At 68.8% G+C, this 21,456-nt stretch carries 24 protein-coding genes; 15 read left to right on the top strand and 9 right to left on the bottom strand.

The features are described from left to right. Window positions 1–9 precede the first annotated feature (9 nt). Genes BLV94_RS11315 through BLV94_RS11300 form a run of 4 tightly spaced genes read left to right on the top strand, consistent with a single transcriptional unit; the run spans window position 10 to window position 3,479 of the window. Window positions 10–999, top strand: a complete 990-nt coding sequence (locus BLV94_RS11315; protein ID WP_072937987.1) for a Bug family tripartite tricarboxylate transporter substrate binding protein — start codon at window positions 10–12, stop codon at window positions 997–999. Beyond that, window positions 996–1,529: a tripartite tricarboxylate transporter TctB family protein gene (locus tag BLV94_RS11310; protein ID WP_072937857.1), complete on the top strand. Its 534-nt coding sequence runs from the start codon at window positions 996–998 to the stop codon at window positions 1,527–1,529. Before BLV94_RS11315 ends, BLV94_RS11310 begins: the two co-directional genes overlap by 4 nt. Window position 1,530: 1 nt before the next feature. Continuing rightward, window positions 1,531–3,090, top strand: coding sequence for a tripartite tricarboxylate transporter permease (locus BLV94_RS11305; protein ID WP_072937858.1), 1,560 nt, complete (start codon window positions 1,531–1,533; stop codon window positions 3,088–3,090). Further along, a complete protein-coding gene (locus BLV94_RS11300) occupies window positions 3,087–3,479 on the top strand; it encodes a universal stress protein (protein WP_072937859.1) in 393 nt (130 codons plus the stop codon). Before BLV94_RS11305 ends, BLV94_RS11300 begins: the two co-directional genes overlap by 4 nt. A 55-nt stretch (window positions 3,480–3,534) precedes the next feature. Here BLV94_RS11300 and yaaA read toward each other — a convergent pair whose 3' ends face one another. Next, entirely contained in the window at window positions 3,535–4,278 is a 744-nt protein-coding gene (gene yaaA / locus BLV94_RS11295; protein WP_072937860.1) for a peroxide stress protein YaaA, read from the bottom strand. Window positions 4,279–4,334: 56 nt separating this feature from the next. Between yaaA and BLV94_RS11290 the strand changes: the two genes are divergently transcribed. From BLV94_RS11290 to BLV94_RS11270, 5 genes are all read left to right on the top strand, one after another. Then, the gene (locus BLV94_RS11290; RefSeq protein ID WP_072937861.1) at window positions 4,335–6,080 is read left to right on the top strand and encodes a proline--tRNA ligase; all 1,746 of its coding nucleotides are present in this window, start codon (window positions 4,335–4,337) and stop codon (window positions 6,078–6,080) included. A gap of 68 nt (window positions 6,081–6,148) precedes the next feature. After that, window positions 6,149–7,879 (top strand): acyl-CoA dehydrogenase family protein, encoded by a 1,731-nt coding sequence (locus tag BLV94_RS11285; protein WP_072937862.1) that lies wholly within the window; start codon window positions 6,149–6,151, stop codon window positions 7,877–7,879. Between the two features lie 135 nt (window positions 7,880–8,014). Further along, window positions 8,015–8,428 (top strand): hypothetical protein, encoded by a 414-nt coding sequence (locus tag BLV94_RS11280; protein WP_174705457.1) that lies wholly within the window; start codon window positions 8,015–8,017, stop codon window positions 8,426–8,428. A gap of 126 nt (window positions 8,429–8,554) precedes the next feature. Beyond that, a complete protein-coding gene (locus BLV94_RS11275; RefSeq protein ID WP_072937864.1) occupies window positions 8,555–8,854 on the top strand; it encodes a hypothetical protein in 300 nt (99 codons plus the stop codon). A gap of 374 nt (window positions 8,855–9,228) precedes the next feature. Further along, window positions 9,229–10,188 carry an alpha/beta fold hydrolase gene (locus BLV94_RS11270; protein WP_072937865.1) on the top strand — a complete coding sequence of 320 codons (960 nt, stop codon included), beginning with the start codon at window positions 9,229–9,231 and terminating at the stop codon, window positions 10,186–10,188. Here BLV94_RS11270 and BLV94_RS11265 read toward each other — a convergent pair whose 3' ends face one another. Further along, window positions 10,189–10,836 carry an FHA domain-containing protein gene (locus BLV94_RS11265; protein WP_072937866.1) on the bottom strand — a complete coding sequence of 216 codons (648 nt, stop codon included), beginning with the start codon at window positions 10,834–10,836 and terminating at the stop codon, window positions 10,189–10,191. It lies immediately after the preceding gene. A 57-nt stretch (window positions 10,837–10,893) separates the two neighbouring features. Further along, a complete protein-coding gene (locus BLV94_RS11260; protein WP_072937867.1) occupies window positions 10,894–11,493 on the bottom strand; it encodes a TetR/AcrR family transcriptional regulator in 600 nt (199 codons plus the stop codon). A 103-nt stretch (window positions 11,494–11,596) separates the two neighbouring features. Here BLV94_RS11260 and BLV94_RS11255 point away from each other — a divergent pair, with 103 nt between their 5' ends. After that, complete coding sequence (locus BLV94_RS11255) at window positions 11,597–13,042, top strand: MFS transporter (RefSeq protein WP_072937868.1); 1,446 nt, start codon at window positions 11,597–11,599, stop codon at window positions 13,040–13,042. 17 nt (window positions 13,043–13,059) lie between these two features. Here the strand turns inward: BLV94_RS11255 and BLV94_RS11250 are convergent, their stop codons facing one another. Further along, window positions 13,060–13,728 (bottom strand): response regulator transcription factor, encoded by a 669-nt coding sequence (locus BLV94_RS11250; RefSeq protein WP_072937869.1) that lies wholly within the window; start codon window positions 13,726–13,728, stop codon window positions 13,060–13,062. Then, window positions 13,725–15,014, bottom strand: coding sequence for a sensor histidine kinase (locus tag BLV94_RS11245; RefSeq protein ID WP_244163580.1), 1,290 nt, complete (start codon window positions 15,012–15,014; stop codon window positions 13,725–13,727). Before BLV94_RS11245 ends, BLV94_RS11250 begins: the two co-directional genes overlap by 4 nt. On the opposite strand from BLV94_RS11245, the gene BLV94_RS11240 reads away from it, so the two are divergent. Together BLV94_RS11240 and BLV94_RS11235 are read left to right on the top strand one after the other, a co-directional pair. Further along, complete coding sequence (locus BLV94_RS11240) at window positions 15,013–15,951, top strand: ABC transporter ATP-binding protein (protein ID WP_072937870.1); 939 nt, start codon at window positions 15,013–15,015, stop codon at window positions 15,949–15,951. The genes BLV94_RS11245 and BLV94_RS11240 overlap by 2 nt on opposite strands. Next, entirely contained in the window at window positions 15,948–16,796 is an 849-nt protein-coding gene (locus BLV94_RS11235) for an ABC-2 transporter permease (protein WP_072937871.1), read from the top strand. The genes BLV94_RS11240 and BLV94_RS11235 overlap by 4 nt, the downstream gene beginning before the upstream one ends. A 10-nt stretch (window positions 16,797–16,806) precedes the next feature. Here the strand turns inward: BLV94_RS11235 and BLV94_RS11230 are convergent, their stop codons facing one another. The 4 genes from BLV94_RS11230 to BLV94_RS11215 form a co-directional block, all read right to left on the bottom strand. Then, window positions 16,807–17,634, bottom strand: a complete 828-nt coding sequence (locus BLV94_RS11230) for an SDR family NAD(P)-dependent oxidoreductase (RefSeq protein ID WP_083395552.1) — start codon at window positions 17,632–17,634, stop codon at window positions 16,807–16,809. Further along, window positions 17,631–18,116, bottom strand: coding sequence for a nuclear transport factor 2 family protein (locus BLV94_RS11225; RefSeq protein ID WP_072937873.1), 486 nt, complete (start codon window positions 18,114–18,116; stop codon window positions 17,631–17,633). The genes BLV94_RS11230 and BLV94_RS11225 overlap by 4 nt, the downstream gene beginning before the upstream one ends. A 98-nt stretch (window positions 18,117–18,214) precedes the next feature. Then, window positions 18,215–18,658, bottom strand: coding sequence for a ferritin-like domain-containing protein (locus tag BLV94_RS11220; RefSeq protein WP_072937874.1), 444 nt, complete (start codon window positions 18,656–18,658; stop codon window positions 18,215–18,217). After that, on the bottom strand, window positions 18,655–19,182 hold the full coding sequence (locus BLV94_RS11215; protein ID WP_072937990.1) for a hypothetical protein: 528 nt from the start codon (window positions 19,180–19,182) through the stop codon (window positions 18,655–18,657). Before BLV94_RS11215 ends, BLV94_RS11220 begins: the two co-directional genes overlap by 4 nt. 197 nt (window positions 19,183–19,379) lie before the next feature. Here BLV94_RS11215 and rimP point away from each other — a divergent pair, with 197 nt between their 5' ends. Genes rimP through BLV94_RS11200 form a run of 3 tightly spaced genes read left to right on the top strand, consistent with a single transcriptional unit; the run spans window position 19,380 to window position 21,378 of the window. Beyond that, complete coding sequence (rimP, locus tag BLV94_RS11210) at window positions 19,380–19,952, top strand: ribosome maturation factor RimP (protein ID WP_072937875.1); 573 nt, start codon at window positions 19,380–19,382, stop codon at window positions 19,950–19,952. Then, window positions 19,949–20,980, top strand: coding sequence for a transcription termination factor NusA (gene nusA, locus BLV94_RS11205; protein ID WP_072937876.1), 1,032 nt, complete (start codon window positions 19,949–19,951; stop codon window positions 20,978–20,980). The genes rimP and nusA overlap by 4 nt, the downstream gene beginning before the upstream one ends. 44 nt (window positions 20,981–21,024) lie before the next feature. After that, on the top strand, window positions 21,025–21,378 hold the full coding sequence (locus BLV94_RS11200; protein ID WP_072937877.1) for a YlxR family protein: 354 nt from the start codon (window positions 21,025–21,027) through the stop codon (window positions 21,376–21,378). Window positions 21,379–21,456: the final 78 nt, after the last annotated feature.

Genomic DNA, 21,456 nt, shown 5'->3' with positions numbered 1-21,456 from the left:
TGGGGAACGATGTCGAGAACAGGTAGCGGGAGCAGGGTACGCGCGCTGCTCCTGCTCGCGCTCGTGGGCCTCCTCGTGGCCGGCTGCGGGGTCACCCGCGGCGAGGACGAGGGCCTGCACAGGGTGCGGATGATGGTTCCGAACAGTCCGGGCGGCGGCTACGACCTCACGGCGCGGACCGCGGTGAAGATCATGGAAGACGAGGACATCACCGGCCGCGTCGAGGTCTTCAACGTGATCGGCGCAGGTGGAACGGTGGCGATGGCCCGGCTGATGAACGAGGCCGGCAACGACGACCTCATGATGATGATGGGCCTCGGCGTCGTCGGCGCCGGATACACCAACGGCTCCACCGCACGCGTCTCCGACGCCACCGCCCTGGCCAAGATGGTCGAGGAGCAGGAGGGCATTCTCGTGCCCGCGGATTCGCCACTGCAGACCATCGACGACTTCGTGGCGGCCTGGCGTGCGGACCCGGCGTCGATCACCATCGGCGGCGGTTCCTCGCCCGGCGGCCCCGACCACCTGTTCCCGATGGAGACGGCACGCGCGGTGGGAGTGGACCCGAACGCGGTGAACTACGTGTCCTACGACGGCGGAGGCGACCTGCTGACTGCCCTTCTCGGTAAGAAGATCACCGCGGGCACGTCGGGCCTCGGCGAGTACGTGGACCAGATCGAGGCCGGCCAGGTCCGGGTCCTCGCGGTGTCGGGAAACGAGCGGGTCGAAGGTGTCGACGCGCCGACGCTCACCGAGGCCGGAGTGGACCTGACCTTCACCAACTGGCGGGGCGTCCTGGCGCCGCCCGGGCTGTCCGACGGCGCCAAGGCCGACATGGTCGAGGCGCTTCAGAAGTTGCACGACACACCGGAATGGAAGGAGGCCCTGGTGAAGAACGGTTGGAGTGACGCCTTCATGACGGGACCGGAGTTCGAGCAGTTCCTCCGGGACCAGGACGAGCGGGTCTCGTCCACGCTGGCCGAATTGGGGCTGGCATGACCGCGCCCGCAGAACCGTCCGCCGTCTCCGCGGACACGGCGCCGAAGCGGAGGGACTACGCGCAGTTCGTCGTGTGCGCGGTGCTGGCCGTGATCGGGGTGTTCCTCGTCGTCGACGCGCTGTCGCTCAGCGAGGGCTTCGCGAAGGTGGACCCGGTGGGCCCGCGACTGTTCCCGCTCGTCATCGGTGGGGGACTGCTGGTGTTGTCGGTGGTATTCGCCGTCGCGATCCTGCGTGGCTCCACCGGGGATGCGGACAGCGGAGAGGACGTCGATCCGGACTCTCCGGGCGACTGGAAGACAGTCGGTCTGCTCGTCGGGTTGTTCGTGGTGACCATCGCGCTCGTCGACTTCCTGGGCTGGGCGATCATCGGCACCGTCCTGTTCGCCGGGGCCGCAACAATTCTGGGCAGCAGGCACTGGGTGCGCAACATCGCGATCGGGGCCGTACTCGGATTCGGCAGCTTCTACGCGTTCTACGTCGGGCTCGGAATACCGCTGCCCGCAGGCATTCTGGACGGAATTCTCTGACATGGACAATCTGAACTGGCTGCTGCAGGGGTTCGAGCAGGCGGCCACCCCCATGAACCTGCTCTACGCCTGCATCGGCGTCCTGCTCGGCACGGCGGTCGGTGTGCTCCCGGGCATCGGACCGGCCATGACCGTCGCCCTCCTGCTTCCCGTCACCTACAACGTCAGCCCGAGCGCCGCGTTCATCATGTTCGCCGGCATCTACTACGGCGGCATGTACGGCGGGTCGACGACGTCGATCCTGCTGAACACGCCGGGCGAGTCCTCCTCGGTGATCACGGCGATCGAGGGCAACAAGATGGCGAGAGCAGGCAGGGCCGCGCAGGCCCTGGCGACCGCCGCGATCGGGTCGTTCGTCGCCGGGTCCATCGGCACGATGCTCCTGGTGCTCTTCGCCCCTGCCGTCTCGAGTTTCGCGGTCACCCTCGGTGCGCCGTCCTACCTCGCGATCATGCTGCTCGCTCTCGTCGCCGTCACCGCGGTCCTCGGAACCTCCAAGCTCCGCGGCTGCATCTCCCTGCTCCTGGGTCTCGCGATCGGGTTGGTCGGCATCGACTTCCTCACCGGCCAGCCGCGTGCCACGTTCGGCATCCCGCAGCTGTCGGACGGGATCGACATCGTCGTCGTCGCGGTCGCCGTGTTCGCGCTCGGCGAGGCCCTCTGGGTCGCCGCGCACCTCCGTCGCAAACCGGCCGAGGTCATCCCCGTCGGCAGGCCCTGGATGGGCAAGAGCGACTGGAAGCGTTCCTGGAAGCCGTGGCTGCGGGGCACCGCCTACGGGTTCCCGTTCGGTGCGCTGCCCGCGGGCGGCGCCGAACTGCCCACGTTCCTCTCCTACATCACCGAGAAGAAGCTGTCGAAGCACAAGGACGAATTCGGCAAGGGCGCCATCGAGGGTGTCGCAGGCCCCGAGGCCGCCAACAACGCGTCGGCGGCAGGCACGCTCGTGCCGATGCTCTCCCTGGGTCTGCCGACCAACGCCACGGCCGCGGTCATGCTGACGGCCTTCGTGTCGTACGGAATCCAGCCGGGCCCGACCCTGTTCGAGAAGGAACCGCTGCTGATCTGGACACTGATCGCCAGTCTGTTCATCGGCAATTTCCTGCTGCTGGTGCTCAACCTTCCGCTCGCGCCGCTGTGGGCGAAGCTGCTTCGCACCCCGCGCCCCTACCTGTACGCGGGCATCCTGTTCTTCGCCGCCCTGGGCGCGTTCGCCGTCAACCTCCAATGGCTCGACCTGGCGCTGCTGCTGACGTTCGGGTTGCTGGGTCTGATGATGCGGAGGTTCGGGCTGCCGGTGCTGCCGTTGATCATCGGCGTCATCCTCGGGCCGCGCATCGAACGGCAACTGCGGCAGAGCCTGCAACTCGGCGGCGGCGACTGGGGCAGCCTGTTCACCGAGCCCGTCGCGATCATCGTCTACATCGTGATCGCCGTGCTCCTCATCGCACCCCTCGTCGCCAAGGTCGTCCGCGCGCACTACCCCGTCGCGGCCCCCGATTTCCCCGACGGACCGGCCGGCGGCGACTCCACCGACACAAGAGAGAAGGCACACGCATGATCGTCGTCGGATACACCCCCGACCAGTTCGGAGGGGCGGCCCTCGAACACGGCGTCGCGGAGGCGCAGCTGCGCGGAACGTCGCTGCTCGTGATCAACTCGTCGAAGGGCGACTCCCTCGCCGATCAGTCGTTCGCCGACAACGCACACCTGCAGGAACTCGAAGGCAAACTGGCCGCGAGCGGAATCGACCACGAGGTCCGGCAGATCGTCGGGGACGAAACCGTCGACGTGATCCTCGAGGCGATGACGGCGCCGAACGCGGAACTGCTCGTGATCGGCATCCGCGACCGCACCCCCGTCGGGAAGCTGCTGATGGGAAGCACCGCCCAGCGGCTGCTGCTGTCCTGCCGCAAACCGGTCCTCGCAGTCAAGCCCGCCGAGCGCTGACGCACCCGTGAGTACTTGTTAACCGCCCGCGGTTAACAAGTACTCACGGGTGGGGTCAGTCGGTGAGGATGATCAGCTCGCGGTCTGACGCCACCTCGACGCGCAGTCCGGCCTTCGACGCCACCCGCGCCACCCCGCGAACGTCCTGGGGTTCGGCACGGGACACGGTGAGCGCACGGGCCAGCAGACCCTTGTGGTGCTTGTTGAAATGGCTGACGACGGTGCGGGTGCCGTCCGGCTTCTCGGTGAGAACCGTGGCGATCACCGCCTCGGGGATCGGTCCGAGCTGCTGGTACGTCCCCGACCGCAGGTCGACGACGAGACCGTCCGCCTCGGCCGTGATCGCCCGGGACAGTTCCGGCTTCCACAACGCCCGGAGGGTGCTCAGCCCGGGAAGCTTCGACCCGCCCGACAGCCGGTAGGCGGGGATCAGGTCACCGGCGCGCACCGCACCGAACAGTGCGGACCCCATCGCGAGCCGCGACAGCGCCTTGGACTTCTGCGTCCTGGTGAACGACTTCGCGTCGAGCGCGTCGAACAGCACACCCGTGTAGCGCTCGAGTGCGGGCCGGGTGGGGGAGACCCACAGTTTGGCGTTGCGCTCGATCTCGTCGGCCTGCGTGGGGCCGAGGCCGAGCGCGAGCTGCGACGCCTCCCCGTCCGCGGCGAGCGTGACCAGCGCCTGGACCAGCATTTCACGGGTTTCGGTGAGCTGCGGCATGGACAGCTCGGCCAGGTCGAGGGGCGCGTCGGCGCCGCCGTCGGACTTGGTTTCGGAGGGAGGAAGTAGCACCAGCACGCACGAAACCCTACCGACGCGCCCGGCCTCGTCCCAGCCGACTATTCTGGTATCCCGTGATTACCCGCCTGTCCCACCTGTTCCTCCGCACGCTGCGCGACGACCCCGCCGACGCCGAGGTCCCCAGCCACAAGCTGCTGGTCCGCGCCGGTTACGTGCGTCGAATCGCGCCCGGTGTCTACTCGTGGCTGCCGCTGGGTCTGCGCGTGCTGCGCGAGGTCGAGCGGGTGGTGCGGGAAGAGATGAACGGCATCGGTGCGCAGGAGATCTCCCTGCCCGCGCTGCTGCCGCGGGAACCGTACGAGGCGTCCAACCGCTGGACCGAGTACGGCGACGGACTGTTCCGCCTGAAGGACCGCAAGGGCGGCGACTACCTGCTCGGACCCACCCACGAGGAACTGTTCGCGCTCACCGTCAAGGGCGAGTACAACTCGTACAAGGATTTCCCGGTCACCCTGTACCAGGTGCAGACCAAGTACCGCGACGAGGAGCGCCCGCGGGCCGGCATTCTGCGCGGCCGCGAGTTCGTCATGAAGGATTCGTACTCCTTCGACCTCACCGACGAGGGGCTCACCGAGTCGTATCAGGCGCACCGCGACGCGTACGAGCGGATCTTCGCCCGGCTCGGCGTCAAGTACGTGATCGTGTCGGCGACGTCCGGGGCGATGGGCGGCAGCGCGTCGGAGGAGTTCCTCGCCGAGAGCGAGATCGGTGAGGACACGTACGTCCGCTGCCTGGAGTCCGGCTACGCCGCCAACGTGGAGGCTGTGAAGACGCTCGCTCCCGAGCCGATTCCGTTCGACGGACTGCCCGCCGCGAAGGTGTACGACACGCCGGACACCCCCACGATCGCGACGCTCGTCGCGTGGGCGAACGACGCCGACCTGGGCCGGACCGTCACTGCCGCGGACACGCTGAAGAACCTCCTCGTCAAGACCCGGCAGCCCGGCGGGAAGTGGGAACTGCTCGCCATCGGTGTCCCCGGCGACCGCGAGGTCGACGACAAGCGTCTCGGCGCCTCGCTCGAGCCCGCCGAGTTCGCACTGCTCACCGAGGCGGACTTCGAGGCCAATCCGTTCCTGGTGAAGGGGTACGTCGGACCGAAGGCGCTGCAGGCCAACGGTGTCCGGTACCTCGTCGATCCCCGCATCGTCGACGGCACCAGCTGGATCACTGGTGCCGACGAGAAGGGCAAGCACGTGGTCGGGCTCGTCGCGGGCCGCGATTTCGTCCCGGACGGCACCATCGAGGCCGCCGAGGTCCGCGGAGGCGACCCGTCACCCGACGGCGCCGGTGAACTCGTCGCGGCGCGGGGCATCGAGATCGGTCACGTCTTCCAGCTGGGTCGCAAGTACACCGACGTGTTCTCCGTGGACGTGCTCGGCGAGAACGGCAAGCCTGTCCGGCCCACCATGGGGTCCTACGGCGTCGGCGTCTCCCGTCTCGTCGCCGTGATCGCGGAACAGCACCACGACGAGAAGGGCCTGCGCTGGCCGGCCGAGGTGTCGCCCGCCGACGTGCACGTGGTGATCGCCAACAAGGACGACACCGCCCGGGAAGGCGCCGAGGGACTCGCCGCCGACCTCGACAAGGCCGGTCTCGAGGTCATCCTCGACGATCGCAAGGCGTCGCCGGGCGTGAAGTTCAAGGACTCCGAACTGCTCGGTGTCCCGCTGGTCGTGGTCGTCGGCCGCGGCTGGGGCGAGGGCAAGGTGGAGGTGCGGGACCGCTTCACCGGCGAGAGCCGCGAGGTGGCGGCCGAGTCCGCGCTGAGCGAGATCGTCAAGACCGTCAGGGGCTGATCAAACCGCCCCACGCCTTTCGTCCGGACTGTTAGCTTGGCCTGACACGTCCGGACGAAAGGCCTGCTGTGACGAACTCCCTGCTGTTCGATCCGAACTCCTACGATCCCGAGCATTTCGATCCGGAGACGCGCAGACTGCTGCGGGCGCTGATCGAGTGGTTCGAGTCGCGGGGCAAGAAGCGGCTCCTCGAGGATGATCTCGAGGCGGTCTGGCCCGAGGACTTCCTGGAGTTCGTGAAACGGGAGAAGCTGTTCGCCACGTTCCTCACGCCTGCCGAGTCGGCGGGCGGCGATCCGGGTAAACGCTGGGATGCCGCACGCAACGCCGCGCTCAGTGAGATCTTCGGGTTCTACGGGCTGGCGTACTGGTACGCGTGGCAGGTGACGGTTCTGGGTCTCGGCCCCATCTGGATGAGCGGGAACCGGGCGGCGAAGGATCGCGCTGCGAGGCTCCTCGACGATGGCGGGGTGCTGGCGTTCGGTCTGTCGGAGCGGGAACACGGTGCGGACGTCTACTCGACGGATATGCTGCTGACTCCCGCCGAGGGTGACCCGGATCTCGCGTTCACCGCGAGCGGAGACAAGTACTACATCGGCAACGGCAACGTCGCGGGCATGGTGTCGGTGTTCGGCAGGCGCACCGATGTCGAGGGCAGCGACGGCTACGTCTTCTTCGTCGCGGACAGCCGCCACCCGGCGTACCACCTGCAGGGCAACGTGGTGCACGGCCAGATGTATGTCAGCACGTTCCGGCTCGAGGACTACCCGGTGCGGGAAGAGGACATCCTGCACACCGGGGTCGCCGCGTTCGAGGCCGCGCTGAACACGGTCAACGTCGGCAAGTTCAACCTGTGCACGGGTTCCATCGGTATCTCCGAGCACGCGTTCTACGAGTCGATCACCCACGCGCACAACAGGATTCTGTACGGAAACCCCGTCACCGATTTCCCGCACGTGCGCGGCAACTTCGTCGACGCGTACAGCAGGCTGGTCGCGATGAAGTTGTTCAGCGCCCGCTCCGTCGACTACTTCCGCAGCGCCAGTCTCGACGACCGCCGGTACCTGCTGTTCAACCCGATGACGAAGGCGAAGGTCACCTCCGAGGGGGAGAAGGTGATCGCGCTCCTGCACGACGTGATCGCGGCGAAGGGCTACGAGAAGAACACCTACTTCCGGGAGGCCGCCCAGCTGATCGGCACCCTGCCGAAGCTCGAGGGCACGGTGCACGTCAACGTCGGTCTGATCCTGAAGTTCATGCCGAACTACCTGCTCAATCCCGCGGAGTACCCGGAGATCGGCACCAGGATCGACGCCGCCGACGACGCCTTCTTCTGGGCCCAGGGCCCGACCCGAGGTGCGGGCAAGATCCAGTTCCACGACTGGACGACGGTGTACGAGGCGCATTCGGACGTCCCCAACGTGGCCCGGTTCCACGAGCAGGCGACGGCGCTGCGGGAACTGCTCACCACCGCCCCGCCCGACGCCGACCAGCAGAAGGACCTCGACTTCCTGCTCGACCTCGGGCACCTGTTCTCGCTCGTGGTCTACGGGCACCTGATTCTCGAGCAGGCCGGCATCGCCGGCGTCGACCGCGACTTGATCGACCAGATCTTCGACTTCCAGATTCGCGACTTCTCCGGTTATGCCGTTGCGCTGCACGGTAAATCGTCCGCCACCGAGGCTCAGCAGGAGTGGGCGCTCGGCGCGATCCGCCGGCCCGTCGTGGACGCGGAACGATTCTCGCGGGTGTGGGCGCAGGTGGAAGGGTACGACGGGGCGTACGAAATGCGGCCGTAGGCACGGCTCCACGGGGTGGGGCGGCGTCATCCCTCGGGGTGCCGCTTGCGCCCCCTGGGGTATCTGTCCGGGTGGGCGCTCTCAGCGCATTCTTATGTGGCAAGCAAAACCCCACCCCCACAGAAAGATCCACACATGGCACACACCTTCAAGCGCACCCTTTCCGCTCTCGCGATCGCGGGCTTCGCCCTCACGGCCGGAGCGGGAATCGCCTCCGCCGATCCGGGTGGTAACGGCGGCACGGCACCGGGCGGCACCTCGCAGGGTGGCAACGGCGGCACTTCTCAGGGCGGTGCCGGCGGCAACGGCGGCAACGGCTCCGGTGGAAACGTCGTGCTGGGCGGTCCGGTCATCGGCAGCCCGGGTACCACGACCGGTCCCCAGAACGCCGGCAACGGTGGCAACGGAGGAAACGGCGGGAACGCCGGGGACGCCAATGGAGGCAATGCCGGGGATGCGAACGGTGGCTCCGCGAACGGAGGCGCGGGCGCCGGTGACACGACCACGACGGATAACACCCAGAACTGCGGGTTCGTCTTCTGCTTCTGACCGAGTCGTGATCGCTCGATCTCGCTGAACACCCGAGGGGTCGACACCGCCAGGTGCCGGCCCCTCGGCGCCATGCCATACCGACTACTCCCGCCCCCTGCCACGCACTGCGAAAGGTTCTTTCCCATGTCGACTTCCTTCGGCTTCTCCACTGTCCTCACACGCACGGGTGCCGCCGTCGCGGCCGCGTTCTTCGTCCTCGCGGCGGGCGCGGGCATCGCGTCGGCGGCACCGGACGCCCCCTCCGACGATCCCTCCGTGAGCACCCTTGCTCCCGGACCGAACGCGCAGGGCGGCAACGTCGACATCGGCGGCCCCCATGTCGGGCCGATCGCGGTGGACGGGATCAAGGCCGGGCCCGGCGGAACGAGCGTCGGCGGCCACGACTTCGGCGGACAAGGCGGCGCGGGCCTTCCCTGGGGGTGACGGGTTCCCCACCCCGGGGTGCCTGGTGGTGCCCGTCCGGACACCGCATCCTGAATCGGCAGCAGAGAACACCCTCCAGTCGCGAGCGACCCGGACCGGTTGCTTGGTCGCGGTGAGGACCCCGGAATCGGAACTCACGAGGGGAAGAGCCCGGGGTTCTTCCGCGCCGGCACTCATTGCCGGATGCCTCCTCGCCGAGGGGGATTTCCGGCATGCCCGTGTCCACCCACCCCAGGGGTGGAATGCGCGACACCTCCGGGTGCGGTGGCCACCACTGGGGGTCCTGGTTGGTGCCGACGGTGCGCGGCAGAGTAGGGGACAAGCAAGAACGTAACGCTTCACCAGCCGCGAGCGAAGAAACCGAGGAGGCCATCATGACGAACACCCCGGTTGCACATGAGCACGAAGGTCGTCGCCTCACGGTCAGGACCGACGACGGGGTCCCGCTCGCGGTTCGCGAGTTCGGTTCGCCCGACGCGGCCACCACGGTGGTGTTCGTCCACGGTCACTGCCTGCGCACCGAATCCTGGTGGGCACTGCGCGAACAGCTGGTCCGCTTCTGGCGCAACGATGTTCGCATGGTCTTCTACGATCACCGGGGGCACGGTGAGTCGGGGGAGGCGCCGGCAGCCACCTACACGATCGATCAGCTCGGCCGCGACCTCGGTTCCGTGCTCGACGCCGTCGCACCGCACGGCCCGGTCGTCCTCGTCGGGCACTCGATGGGCGGGATGACCGCACTGTCCTACACCCGGCAGAACCCGCACACGATCGGTTCGCGGATCGTCGGCATGGCCCTGATCTCCACCGCGGCGTGCGATCTCGCCGAGGCAGGTCTCGGTCGGCACCTGCGCAGCCCCGCGGTGTCGCTGTTCCGCTCCGCGGTGCGTCGCGCGCCGCGGGTCGTGCACGGATCGAAGCGGGTGGGTCGCACCGTCTGCACGGCGATCGCCCGCGCGGCAGGCGCCCGTAACCGGGTCGTCGACCCTCGCCTGGCCGCACTGGTCGCGGCGATGGCCAACACCACGTCCGTCGTCACCATGTCGAGCTTCCTCGAATCCCTGCTCGGGTTCGACGAGCGGCACTCCCTCGCCGCGCTAGCTCACATCCCGTCGTTGATCCTGTGCGGTTCGGTGGACATGCTCACCCCGCTCCAGCATTCGGTCGCGATGGCCTCGAAGCTCCCCGCTTCGGAGCTCGTGAGCGTCGACGGGGCCGGTCACTCGGTGATCCTCGAACGTGCGGCCGACGTCGCGCTCGCCATCATCGGCCTCGTCGAGCGGATCGCCCACGGTGAGACGGCCGCGCACCGCGAGCTGATGGCCGCGTGCTGATCAGAGATCGCGCTCGTTGATGATGCCGCTGCGCATGGCCCGCTCGGCCAGGCTGACCCGCTTTTGATTCTGCGGGAGATCGCCGACGCCGAACTTCGCGAACAATGCGCGCAGATGTGTCTTGATCGCGTCGACGCTGAGGAACAACTCCTGCGCGATCTGCTGGTTCGACGCGGGATTCGCGAACGCGGCGCCGTGCTTGTACGGCCGGCACAGCGCCGTGAGGACCGCCCGCTGGGTGTCGGTCAGGGACCGGACGTCGGGCATGTCGGTCCCCATCCGGGTGGCCTCGTCGAGAGCGCCGCCGAATTCCAGGTACCGGATCTTGGTTCCGCCGATGCGGATGCTGTCGCCCTGCCGGAGCCGTCGACGGCCCGCGAGCCGCTCGCCGTTGACGAACGTGCCGTTACGGGAGAGTCCGTCGTCGAGGATGGTCCAGTGCGAGCCGACGCATTCGAGCACGGCGTGGAGTCGCGAGACCTCGTCGTCCTCCGTGAGGAGTAGATCGGAGCCGGGCGACCGTCCGATCGTGACGCGCGCGGAAGTGGGGGAGAGGTCCACGGTGTGGTGGTGACCCTCCCTGTCGGAATAGCTCAGTCGAGACTCAACGGCTCGGTCCACGGCTACACCCCTTCCGCACGCTTCCATCGTGCCCCGCCGTGTGTCCGATGAGCAAGATCAAGAGCGGAAATCGCCGATCACGGATCAGTTCTCGGAGCTTGCGGCGTCCAGGGTGTTGCCGAATGCGCACACGGCGAGTTCCTCGAGCGCCGGATCCTGCCCGGCATGTTCGGGTACCTGCATGGCGAGCAGGGTGTTGAGCAGCATTCCGTTGGCGATGAAGGTGCGGGCCCGTTCGGGGCTGCAGCCGGTGCGCGTGCGGATCTGTGTGTAGAGCCGGGACATCCAGTCGCGCGCCAGTGCGCCGATCTCCGGGTTCGCGCCGGACGTGAAGCCGTGCATCATCACGAGCAGGAGGTCGCGGTCCTCGAGCAGTTCGGTGTACGCGACGCCCATCGGGAGCCACGATTCGTCGTTCTCGGGGTCGGCGGCGACACCGTCGAACCAGGGTTCGAAGGTCTCGAGAATCCGGGACATCGCGCGGTCGAAGACATCGGCGAACAGCCGCGATTTCGAACCGAACATGCGCACCACGTACGGCTGCGACACCCCGGCCTCGCGTGCGACGGCGTCGGTGCTGGTGCCGTGATAGCCGTCCCTGGCGAACGCGCGGGAGGCGGCGGCCAGTACGAGTTCACGCCGTTCCGTCGCGCTCATGCGGGTCTGTTTCACGGGCGAGGCCATGTTGACATGTTATCAGTTGATTACTAGTCTCCGAAATAAGTAATCATCTGATGCTTACAACTTCTGGTTTCCTCTACCCACGACTCGGATGTGAGGTCCCGTCATGACGACACTCTCCGAACGCCTCGACCACGAATCGGCGGCGCCGCCCCCGGGGCATCTCCGCGGCCGGACGGTGCCGGTGTGGCTGGCGATCGCCGCCGCCTCGATCCCGATGTTCATGGCCACCCTCGACAACCTCGTGATGACCAGCGCCCTGCCGGTGATCCAACGCGACCTGAATGCGTCGGTGGGGCAGTTGCAGTGGTTCCTGAACGCCTACACGCTGGCCTTCGCGACCTTGATGCTGACGCTGTCGGCGCTGGGCGACCGGCTCGGGCGCCGGCGTGTATTCCTCTGGGGCATAGTGCTCTTCGCGCTGGCATCGATCGCCTCGGCGCTGTCGACCACCTCCGAGATGCTGATCGCGGCGCGGGCCGTCCAGGGTGTCGGCGCGGCCGCGATCATGCCGCTCTCGCTCACCCTGCTCGCCGGGGCCGTGCCGCTCGCCAAGCGAGCCCTCGCCATCGGGATCTGGGGCGGCGTCTCGGGGCTCGGAATCGCTCTCGGCCCGGTGATCGGCGGCGCCGTCGTCGACGGGGTGTCGTGGCAGGCCGTGTTCTGGATCAACGTTCCCGTCGCCGCGGTCGCGATCCCGTTGGCGCTCTACGCGCTCGGCGAGTCGAAGGGGAAGCGGCAATCGCTGGATCCGCTCGGCGTCGTACTGGCCGGGGCCGCGGTGTTCCTCGGAGTCTGGGGCATCGTGCACGGCAACGACGACGGCTGGACCAGTGCCACGGTTCTCGGTGCCCTCGTCGCAGCGGTGGTGCTGCTCGCGGCGTTCGTGGTGCGCGAGTTGCGCACACCGTTTCCCGTGATGCCGCTGCGGTTGTTCCGGTCCCGTCAGTTCTCCCTGGCCAACGTGATCGGGCTGACGTTCACGCTGGGAATGATGGGTGCCGTCTTCCTCCTGTCGCAGTACCTCCAGATCGTCATGGGGTATTCCCCGTTCGAGGCCGGCCTGAGGACGCTGCCGTGGACGGCGGCACCCATGGTGGTGGCGCCGATCGCGGGGTTGCTCGCGCCTCGGCTGGGCGTCCGGACGCTCCTCGTCACCGGACTGGTGCTGCAGGGACTGTCACTGCTCTGGATGGCGTCGCTCATCGTTCCCGGCGCCACCTACGGCAGCATGGTTCCGGCGTTCGTGATGGCCGGCGCGGGAATGGGTCTGACGTTCGCCCCCAACGCGACCGCCGTCCTCGCCGACATGCCCGAGGCCGACCACGGCACGGCCAGTTCGACCAACGCGACGCTCCGGGAGATCGGAGTCGCGCTGGGGATCGCGCTGCTGACCGCGGTGTTCCTCGGTGCGGGCGGCAGCCTCACGCCGACCGGGTACATCGACGCCCTCGCGCCGGCGCTGTACGTGGGAGCCGGGTCCGTGGCGGTCGCGGTCGTCGCCGCCGCCCTCATGCCGGGACGGTCGAAGGCGGTCCTGGCGTCGATGTGATGGGGCCGGACCGGGCGTCAGTCCTGCCAGCCCGGCCGGACCAGGCCCCACTCGTACGCCATGACCACCAGTTGTGTGCGGTCCCTGGCGCCGAGTTTCAGCAGAATCCGGCTGACGTGCGTGCGGGCGGTGGCCGGGCTCAGGAACAGTCGCGAGCCGATCTCGGCGTTGGTGAGGCCCTCGGCGATCAGGAGCATCACCTCGCGTTCACGATCGGTGAGGTCGTCGAGGCGGCCGGAGTGCGGCGGCCGTTTGGCGTGGGTCGCGAACTCCGCGACCAGTTTCCGCGTCACAGACGGCGACAGCAGGGCATCCCCGTCGGCCACCACGCGGACCGCCCGCACCAGTTCGGCGGGTTCGGTGTGCTTGACCAGGAAACCCGTCGCCCCCGCGCGCATCGCCTCGAAGACGTACTCGTCCAGTTCGAACGTGGTGAGCACCACCACCCGCACGCCGGACAGCCCGGGATCGGCGGCGATACGCCGGGTCGCCTCCAGTCCGTCGAGCACCGGCATCCGGATGTCCATGAGGACGACGTCGGGAACCAGCGTCCGGGTCAGGCTCACCGCTTGCTCGCCGTTCTCGGCTTGACCGGCCACGGTGATGTCCGGCTGGGCGTCGAGCAGGGCGGCGAAACCCGCCCGCACGAGGGCCTGGTCGTCGGCGACGAGTACGCGAATCGTCATGCCCGGTCAACCATGTCGTGCCCGAGGGGGAGCGTCGCCTGCACCCGGAAGCCGCCACCCGGCCCGCTCCCGGCGGTCAGTTCACCGCCGAGGGCGCGGGCGCGTTCCCGCATGCCGGGGATGCCGTTGCCGCCGCCACCGGCCGACGCGCCGTCCGGGCCCCGTCCGTCGTCGTCGATCCGGACGCGGACGGACGTGGGCGAGTACGTCACCGTGACATCGGCCGACGAGCCGCCGGAGTGGCGGGCCACATTGGTCAGCGACTCCTGCACGATGCGCGCGGCAGCGACGTCGACCACGGCGGGCAACGGCCGCGGTGCGCCCTCGACGATCGTCGTCACCGCAAGACCCGCGGCGCGGGCACGCTCGACCACACCGTCCAGGTCCCCGATCCCGGCGGTGGGCGCGGTGGGCGGGCTGTCTTCGCCGCGCAGCGATGCCAGCAGCGCGTGGACGTCGCCGATCGCGTCACGGCTCGCGACCTTGATCGCGGACAGTGCCTCCTGTGACTGTTCGGGTCTGCTGTCCCACAGCTCGAGTGCGACCGACGCCTGCACGTTGATGAGCGAAAGACTGTGTGCCAGAATATCGTGCAGCTCGCGGGCGATCGCGAGCCGCTCCTCGCTGGCCCGGCGGCGCTGCTCGTCCAGGGTGCTGCGTTGCGCCGCCTCGGCGCGTTGCCTGTGGGCGTCGAGCGTCCCGCGGCGCTGACGGATGATCTCGGCGGCGGCAAGGAGCACCAGCAGCCAGGCCGCGATGCCGGTGAGGGCGAGGAGCGACGGAGCCTCGGCGGCCGAGACGGCGGGCACGGCGAAGACGATCATCACGTAACCGACCGCGAGGATCGGATACGTGCGCCAGCGCGACCCGGCCGTCGCCGCGCCGAGGAACGCGACCACGAGCGACAGGAACACCGGGCCGTACCCGTAACCCCGGACGACGTACAGGACCGTGACGGCGAGGACGACGAGCAGGACCGTGACCGGCGACCGTCGCCGGAAGAGCAGTGCGAGCGGACCGCACACCAGCAACACGAAGCCCGCCGCGTCCAGCGGCGTCGCCCACGACTGGTTGTGGTTGGCGCCGACACTGCCGACGACCTGCACGATTGCGACGCCCAGGGCGATCAGGACGTCCCGCGGGGCGATCGACGTGTCCCTCCGGTCGGTGTGCACCACCCGAACGTAGACCCGATCCGGCGACGCTGTCATCGTCCGCGGCACGTACGCGAGAAGACGCGCGCAGGCGGATGTGCGCGCCGTCCGCGGGGCCGAGGCTGGAGCCATGACTTCCGACATCGTGGTCACCGACAGGTTGACCAAACGCTACGGCGAACACGCGGCGGTCGACGCCGTCAGCCTGACCGTGCGGGCGGGCGAGGTGTACGGGTTCCTCGGACCGAACGGCGCAGGCAAGACCACCACACTGCGCATGCTCACGGGCCTCGTCCGGCCGACCTCCGGGACCGCGACGCTCTTCGGGTGCGCACCCGGTGACGGCGCGGTGGCGGCGCGCACCGGTGTGCTGATCGAAGGCCCCGGCTTCTTCCCCTACCTGTCCGGTCGCGACAACCTGCGGGTGCTGAGCAGATGCCGCCGGCTGCAGGACGACGCGGTGGAATCCGCGCTGCACCGGGTGGGCCTGCGCCATCGCGGGCACGACCGGTTCCGCACCTACTCGCTCGGGATGAAGCAGCGCCTCGGTGTCGCGGCCGCACTCCTCGGCGAACCCGACCTGCTGATCCTCGACGAACCCACCAACGGTCTCGACCCGGCGGGGATGGCCGAGATGCGGGAACTGATAGTCGAACTCGCCGATTCCGGGCATTCCGTGATGCTGTCCAGCCACATGCTCAGCGAGGTGCAGGAGATCTGCGATCGCGTCGGCGTGATCTCACGCGGCGAGCTGATCGCGCAGTCCACCGTCGCCGAACTTCGCGGCGGCACCAGCCTGCTGGTACGCGCCGATCCGCGGGAACGGGCCGCGGCGGTGCTCGCGGAACTGCTGGGGCGCGACGTCGTCGACACAGTGGGTGACGCGCTCGCCGTCGCCGTGTCGCCCGAACTGGCCCCGAAGGTGGCCCGTGTTCTCGTCGACGCGGGAATCGACCTGTACGAGTTGTCCCGGCGGGAGCGATCGCTCGAGGACGTCTTCTTCGCGATGACGTCCGACAGCAATCCCGGCGACCGCACGGCGAGCAACGAACCGAGGAGAATGTCATGAATGCAGTGATCGCCGGCACGCGAGCAGAGCTTCTCCGACTGCGGAAGTGGCCGTCGATGTGGGTGCTGCTCGCCGCGTGGATCGTGCTGAACCTGGTCTTCGTCTATCTGTTCAACTACATCACGTTCAAGACCGGCGGCACCACCGACATGGCGTCGTCGGCGCCCCCGGACGTGCTGCTCGCGCAGATGCTGCCCTCGGCGGTGCCGCAGGTGTTCACCCAGGGCATGGCCATGTTCGGGGGTGCGCTGATGCTCATCCTCGGCGCGCTCACCATCGGCAGCGGCTATGGGTGGGGGACGTGGAAGACCGTGTTCACCCAGGGCCCTTCGCGATCGGCCGCGCTCGCCGGAACACTCCTCGCGCTGCTGACCGTCGTGATCGGACTGGTCGTCACCGTGGCGGCCGTCGACGTCGGCGTGGCCACCGTCATCGCCGCGGTCGAATCGGAGCCGGCGAATCTGCCTGCCGCCTCGGCGATGCTGAAGGCGCTCGCCTCCGGGATGCTCATCCTCGCCATGTGGACCGCGGCCGGTGTCCTCGTCGGCGCCCTCGCGCGGGGGCCCGCGTTGTCCGTCGGTCTCGGGCTCGTGTGGGTGCTGGTGGTCGAAAACCTGCTCCGCGGAGTCGCCGCCGTCCTCGACCCCGTGTCGGTGGTGACGGACTTCCTCCCCGGCACCGCCGCGGGCTCGCTGGCCGGCTCACTCCGCGACTTCGGCGGCGACACCACCCCCGGAGTCCTGAACATCCTCGACGGCAGCACGTCGGTGCTCGTCCTGGCCGGCTACGTCGCCGCGTTCGCGGCAGGCACGATCTGGCTCGTCCGCCGCCGCGACGTGAACTGACGGCCACGGCTCAGAACAGGGGGCCGCCGCCGAACGGTTCCCGGTGCGACGGCGGGGTGCGGCCCTGCGTGTCGGTGATGCGGTATTCGACGGCCAGCTCCGCCGTCACGAAGGTGTGGCCGCTGCGGTCCGGCAGGGTGGGGTCCGCGGTGAGGGCGCAGATCACCTCGCCGACGAACTCGGGAGACTCGGCGTCCGCCACGGGAAAGCCGGCAATGGTCTCCATCCCGCTGGCGACGATCATCTCCGTGCGCACGATGCCCGGCCACAGCGAGACCGCACGGACGTCGTGCGGAGCCAGCTCCGCCGCCATGTCGCTGGCCATCTTGTCCAACCCGGCCTTGGACATGCCGTAGAGCACCGAGTGGAGATGTCCCCGGGTCCCGAACGACGAGATGTTCGCGATCAACCCGGACCGCCGGGGCACCATCAACCGCGCTGCCTCCACGGACGCGACGTAATGGGCGCGCAGTCCGACGCCGATCAGCGAGTCCCAGTCGCCGAGGGGCCGTTCCCAGAACGGTGTGCTGAACCCGCCGAATCCCGCGGGGGCGGCCCACACGTTGTTGACCAGCAGGTCGAGTCGGCCTGACTGCTCGTCCGAGATCCGGGCGAACAGGGCGTGCACCTCCTCGTCGATGCGGTGATCGCACGTCACCGCGATGCCGGTGCCCCCGGCGTCGGTGACCGCCCGCGCGGACGCCGACAGCGGGCTGTCCGCGGTCACCGGGCCGCGTCCGGTGACGTAGACAGTCCACCCGGCGGCCCCCAGCGCGGTCGCGACGCCCTTGCCGACGCCGCGGCTTCCCCCGGTGACCAGTGCTACCCCGGCGCTCACTGGACGACCACCGTGTCCTCGGTGAGCGGGCGGGTGATCGACCATCGAGTGGTGAAGTGGCATCGCGACATTCGCCATTCGCAGTCCTCGAAGCGGTAGGCGTCGTCGTACTCGCCGGCGGACACGGTTTCCGTCCGCTTCAGCAGATCGACCTGGCGGAACTGCAGCGTCCACGTACCGGTCGCCTCGGTGTCGCCGCGCAGCACGATATCCGGATGGAAGCCGTGGTGCATGTCCAGGATCACGTGCTTGCCGTCCACCTCGTGGAGCGCGATCCTGCGGAAGACGTCCGTGAGCCGGTCGGCGTCGTCGAACCGGCCGAGGGGGCCGAAGTCGACGGACGCCCCGGACGCGACGAAGCAGGCACGGAACGCGTCCGGATCCTTGCCGTCGCACGCTCGCCAGTAGCGGTACTTGAGGGCCTTGATCGCGGTCACCCGCTCCAGGTCCGCCACACGCTGCTCCACCGAGCGTTCGTCCACGCCGCCGTCCTCCCGTTGCCGTTCAGTGTGTCGGGAGAGACGCTAAGCCGGGAGCGCGCCGGGTGGGGGCACAATCCCGGTGGGCGGGAACCTCCGTGTCAGGGTTGGCCGGGAAACGGGTCGGCCACCGGATCGGTTCCGAGTGCCACCCGCCAGGTGGCCTCCCGGACGGCGGCGTCGGTCAGCGCGGTCACGCCGAGCGTCCGGGTGTCCGCCGTCTCGCCGTGTTCGACGACCGCCCGCCACGCGACCGCGGTGTCCGCCTCGACCTGGGCCGCGAGTTGCGCGGCGGTGATCGGGTCGGTGACCGGGAACGGCAGCGTGTAGCCCGCTTCGGCGGCCGGGGCCGTCAGGCCCGCCGCGGTCAGCGTGTCCAGGAGTTCGTCCCGGCGGGCCCGGTGGGCCGCGGCGGCGGTGGCCACCTGCGCCGCCCGCGTGGGATTCGAGAAGGCGGCGACCACCCCGTAGGCGAACACCGCGGAATGTTCGGCGGCCAGCGCGTCGCCGAGGCTCCTGCTCTCGGCTTCGGTGGGTGTCGTCACGGCAGCACCACCGCCAGGTACGTTCCGCACGCGGCGCTGATCGACGCACACAGTCCCGCGCGGTACGCGGTCAGCGCGCGTGCCGAGTCGGCTGCACTGCGCTGCGACTCGGCCAGGTCGGCCCGCAATTGCTCGAGACCGGGCGGAGGCGCGGGTGCGGTCGGTGTCGCCGACGGGGGAGCGGATGTGGTCGGCGCGGTGCCGTCCGGGTAAGTTCCCGCGGCCCTGGCGATTTCGGCGTCCAACGCGTCGGCGTGCGCGGTGCGCTGGGCGCGGACGAGTTCGAGTGCCGCGCCGCGGTCGGGCAGTAGTGCGATGGTCGCCGCCGCGCCCGCGGCGTCGCGACGCGCCAGACGCGACTGCGCGACCAGTGAATCGACCTCGGTGTCGGCGTCCTCGCCGTCTGCGCATCCCGCCAGCACGGGGACGCTCGCGACGCCGAACGCGGAGGCTGCTGCGAACCGGAGAGCGGTGCGCCGGGACACGGCCGGACCGGATGTCGGGGGCCGGGAGACGGTGGGCATGAGCACCGGTCCATGGTGCCAGGTCGGGCCGCGATCCCGGGAATCGAGCACCGGGGCTGGTCACGGGCGCCTCGAATCGGCGTTACTCTTAGATGCTCGAACCCGTCCCGACGGGTTCGAGGTGCTGCCCTGTGCGGCACGGTGACCTGCAGACCACGACACACGACGAGCGACAACTGAAACGAGGAGCTTCCCCGATGCCGGTTCCATCCAAGGAGAGGGTGACGGAGCTCATCTCCGATCTGGTCCAACGCCAGGGCTACGACTTGGAGGACGTTGCGGTCACCCTCGCGGGCAGGCACAGCGCAGTCCGGATCATGGTGGACAGCGACGCCGGGCTCGAACTCGACGCGGTCGCGAACCTCAGCCACGAGATCTCCGAGGTGTTCGACTCGGTGTCCGATTTCGGGGAGTCCCCGTACACGCTCGAGGTCACGTCTCCCGGCATCGACCGGCCGCTCACGCACGAGCGGCACTGGCAGCGGGCCCGCGGCCGCAAGGCCCGGATCGACCTCGCGCACGAGACCGTCGTGGGCCGGATCGGGGCCCTCGACGGCGACTCGGTCGCGGTGGTGATCGGCTCGCGCACCGGTCCGGACGTTCGGCGCATCGCGCTCCCGGACATTCAGAAAGCTGTTGTGCAGGTGGAATTCTCGAAACCCGACCCGAGGGAGCTGGAACTCGCCGGCGGAATACCCGAGGGTCGCGTGGCACCTGCGGACGCAGACGCGTCGGAAGATGAAGAAGTAGTAGAGGGGCTGGACAAGTGAATATCGACATTGCGGCGCTACGCGCCATCGAAGCCGACAAGGGCATCTCGATCGAGACCGTCATCTCGACCATCCAGACGGCGCTGCTCACCGCCTACCGGCACACCGAGGGGCATCAGCAGCACGCCCGGATCGACGTCGACACCAAGAGCGGCATCGTGCGGGTGATGGCGCACGACGTCGACTCCGACGGCAACATGGTCGGCGAGGAGTGGGACGACACCCCGGAAGGTTTCGGCCGGATCGCGGCGACCACCGCGCGCCAGGTCATTCTCCAGCGGCTGCGCGACGCCGAGCACGAGCGGAGCTTCGGCGAGTACTCCACCCATGAGGGTGAGATCGTCGGCGGCGTGATCCAGCGCGACACCCGGGCGAACTCGCGCGGCATGGTCGTGGTGCGGATCGGGAGCGAGGCCAGCGGCGCCGAGGGCCTGATCCCGCCCGCCGAGCAGGTGCCCGGGGAGAACTACGAACACGGCGAGCGGCTCAAGTGTTACGTCGTCGGTGTCGCCCGCGGACAGCGCGGGCCGCAGATCACGTTGTCGCGCACCCACCCGAACCTCGTGCGCAAACTGTTCGCGCTCGAGGTTCCGGAAATCGCGGACGGCTCGGTCGAGATCATCGCCGTCGCCCGGGAGGCAGGCCACCGGTCGAAGATCGCCGTCCAGTCGCGGGTGCAGGGGCTGAATGCGAAGGGCGCATGCATCGGGCCGATGGGTCAGCGGGTGCGCAACGTGATGAGTGAGCTCGCCGGTGAGAAGATCGACATCATCGACTTCGACGACGACCCGGCCCGGTTCGTCGGCAACGCGCTGTCACCGTCGAAAGTGGTCTCCGTCACTGTCGTGGATCCGGAGGCCCGGGCCGCGCGTGTCGTCGTCCCCGACTTCCAGCTGTCCCTCGCCATCGGCAAGGAAGGGCAAAATGCCCGTCTTGCTGCGCGCTTGACCGGGTGGCGAATCGATATCCGCAGTGACGCCGCACCCGCTCCCGAGTCGGCAGGCGGACCCGCCGCGACCAGTCGTTGAGCCGGGAATGCGGAGATCGGGGCAAGTCGGCGGTAGAGTGGTCAATGGTTCAGCATGAGCATCCCGATTCCGCGCGCGTTCCTACCGGTTCACCGGTCCGAACATGCATAGGATGTAGGGAGCGCGCGCTGGCTGTCGATCTGCTCAGGGTTGTGGTTAGTGAGAGCGGGCCGCAAGGTCATGTTCTCGCCCCGGACCCGAGGCGCAGGCTTCCCGGTCGAGGTGCGTGGCTGCACCCCGTCGAGGTTTGCCTGAGTCTCGCGGAACGACGCCGAGCATTCGGCAGAGCGCTGCGAGTGTCCGGAAGTGTCGACACGTCAGAAGTCGACCACTGGGTACGCGCAGGGCACCCACCCAGAGCAGTACCTCTCGAACAGAACAGGCACAAGCACTCATGAGCACACCGTGAAGCACCAGCGATGATCGTCCATCGGAGATAACCCGAGGTCGTGCGGGCCCCTCTCAGGGGAGCCTCC

This window comes from Rhodococcus koreensis (assembly GCF_900105905.1).
In the GTDB taxonomy this organism is placed as follows: domain Bacteria; phylum Actinomycetota; class Actinomycetes; order Mycobacteriales; family Mycobacteriaceae; genus Rhodococcus_F; species Rhodococcus_F koreensis.
This window is presented reverse-complemented; position numbering and strand designations above follow the sequence as displayed.

Coding starts and splice junctions, on each gene's coding strand:
- BLV94_RS11315 (WP_072937987.1), top strand. CDS start 10: ATGTCGAGAACAGGTAGCGGGAGCAGGGTACGCGCGCTGCTCCTGCTC.
- BLV94_RS11310 (WP_072937857.1), top strand. CDS start 996: ATGACCGCGCCCGCAGAACCGTCCGCCGTCTCCGCGGACACGGCGCCG.
- BLV94_RS11305 (WP_072937858.1), top strand. CDS start 1,531: ATGGACAATCTGAACTGGCTGCTGCAGGGGTTCGAGCAGGCGGCCACC.
- BLV94_RS11300 (WP_072937859.1), top strand. CDS start 3,087: ATGATCGTCGTCGGATACACCCCCGACCAGTTCGGAGGGGCGGCCCTC.
- BLV94_RS11280 (WP_174705457.1), top strand. CDS start 8,015: ATGGCACACACCTTCAAGCGCACCCTTTCCGCTCTCGCGATCGCGGGC.
- BLV94_RS11275 (WP_072937864.1), top strand. CDS start 8,555: ATGTCGACTTCCTTCGGCTTCTCCACTGTCCTCACACGCACGGGTGCC.
- BLV94_RS11270 (WP_072937865.1), top strand. CDS start 9,229: ATGACGAACACCCCGGTTGCACATGAGCACGAAGGTCGTCGCCTCACG.
- BLV94_RS11265 (WP_072937866.1), bottom strand. CDS start 10,836: ATGGAAGCGTGCGGAAGGGGTGTAGCCGTGGACCGAGCCGTTGAGTCT.
- BLV94_RS11260 (WP_072937867.1), bottom strand. CDS start 11,493: ATGGCCTCGCCCGTGAAACAGACCCGCATGAGCGCGACGGAACGGCGT.
- BLV94_RS11255 (WP_072937868.1), top strand. CDS start 11,597: ATGACGACACTCTCCGAACGCCTCGACCACGAATCGGCGGCGCCGCCC.
- BLV94_RS11250 (WP_072937869.1), bottom strand. CDS start 13,728: ATGACGATTCGCGTACTCGTCGCCGACGACCAGGCCCTCGTGCGGGCG.
- BLV94_RS11240 (WP_072937870.1), top strand. CDS start 15,013: ATGACTTCCGACATCGTGGTCACCGACAGGTTGACCAAACGCTACGGC.
- BLV94_RS11245 (WP_244163580.1), bottom strand. CDS start 15,014: ATGGCTCCAGCCTCGGCCCCGCGGACGGCGCGCACATCCGCCTGCGCG.
- BLV94_RS11235 (WP_072937871.1), top strand. CDS start 15,948: ATGAATGCAGTGATCGCCGGCACGCGAGCAGAGCTTCTCCGACTGCGG.
- BLV94_RS11215 (WP_072937990.1), bottom strand. CDS start 19,182: ATGCCCACCGTCTCCCGGCCCCCGACATCCGGTCCGGCCGTGTCCCGG.
- rimP (WP_072937875.1), top strand. CDS start 19,380: ATGCCGGTTCCATCCAAGGAGAGGGTGACGGAGCTCATCTCCGATCTG.
- BLV94_RS11200 (WP_072937877.1), top strand. CDS start 21,025: ATGGTTCAGCATGAGCATCCCGATTCCGCGCGCGTTCCTACCGGTTCA.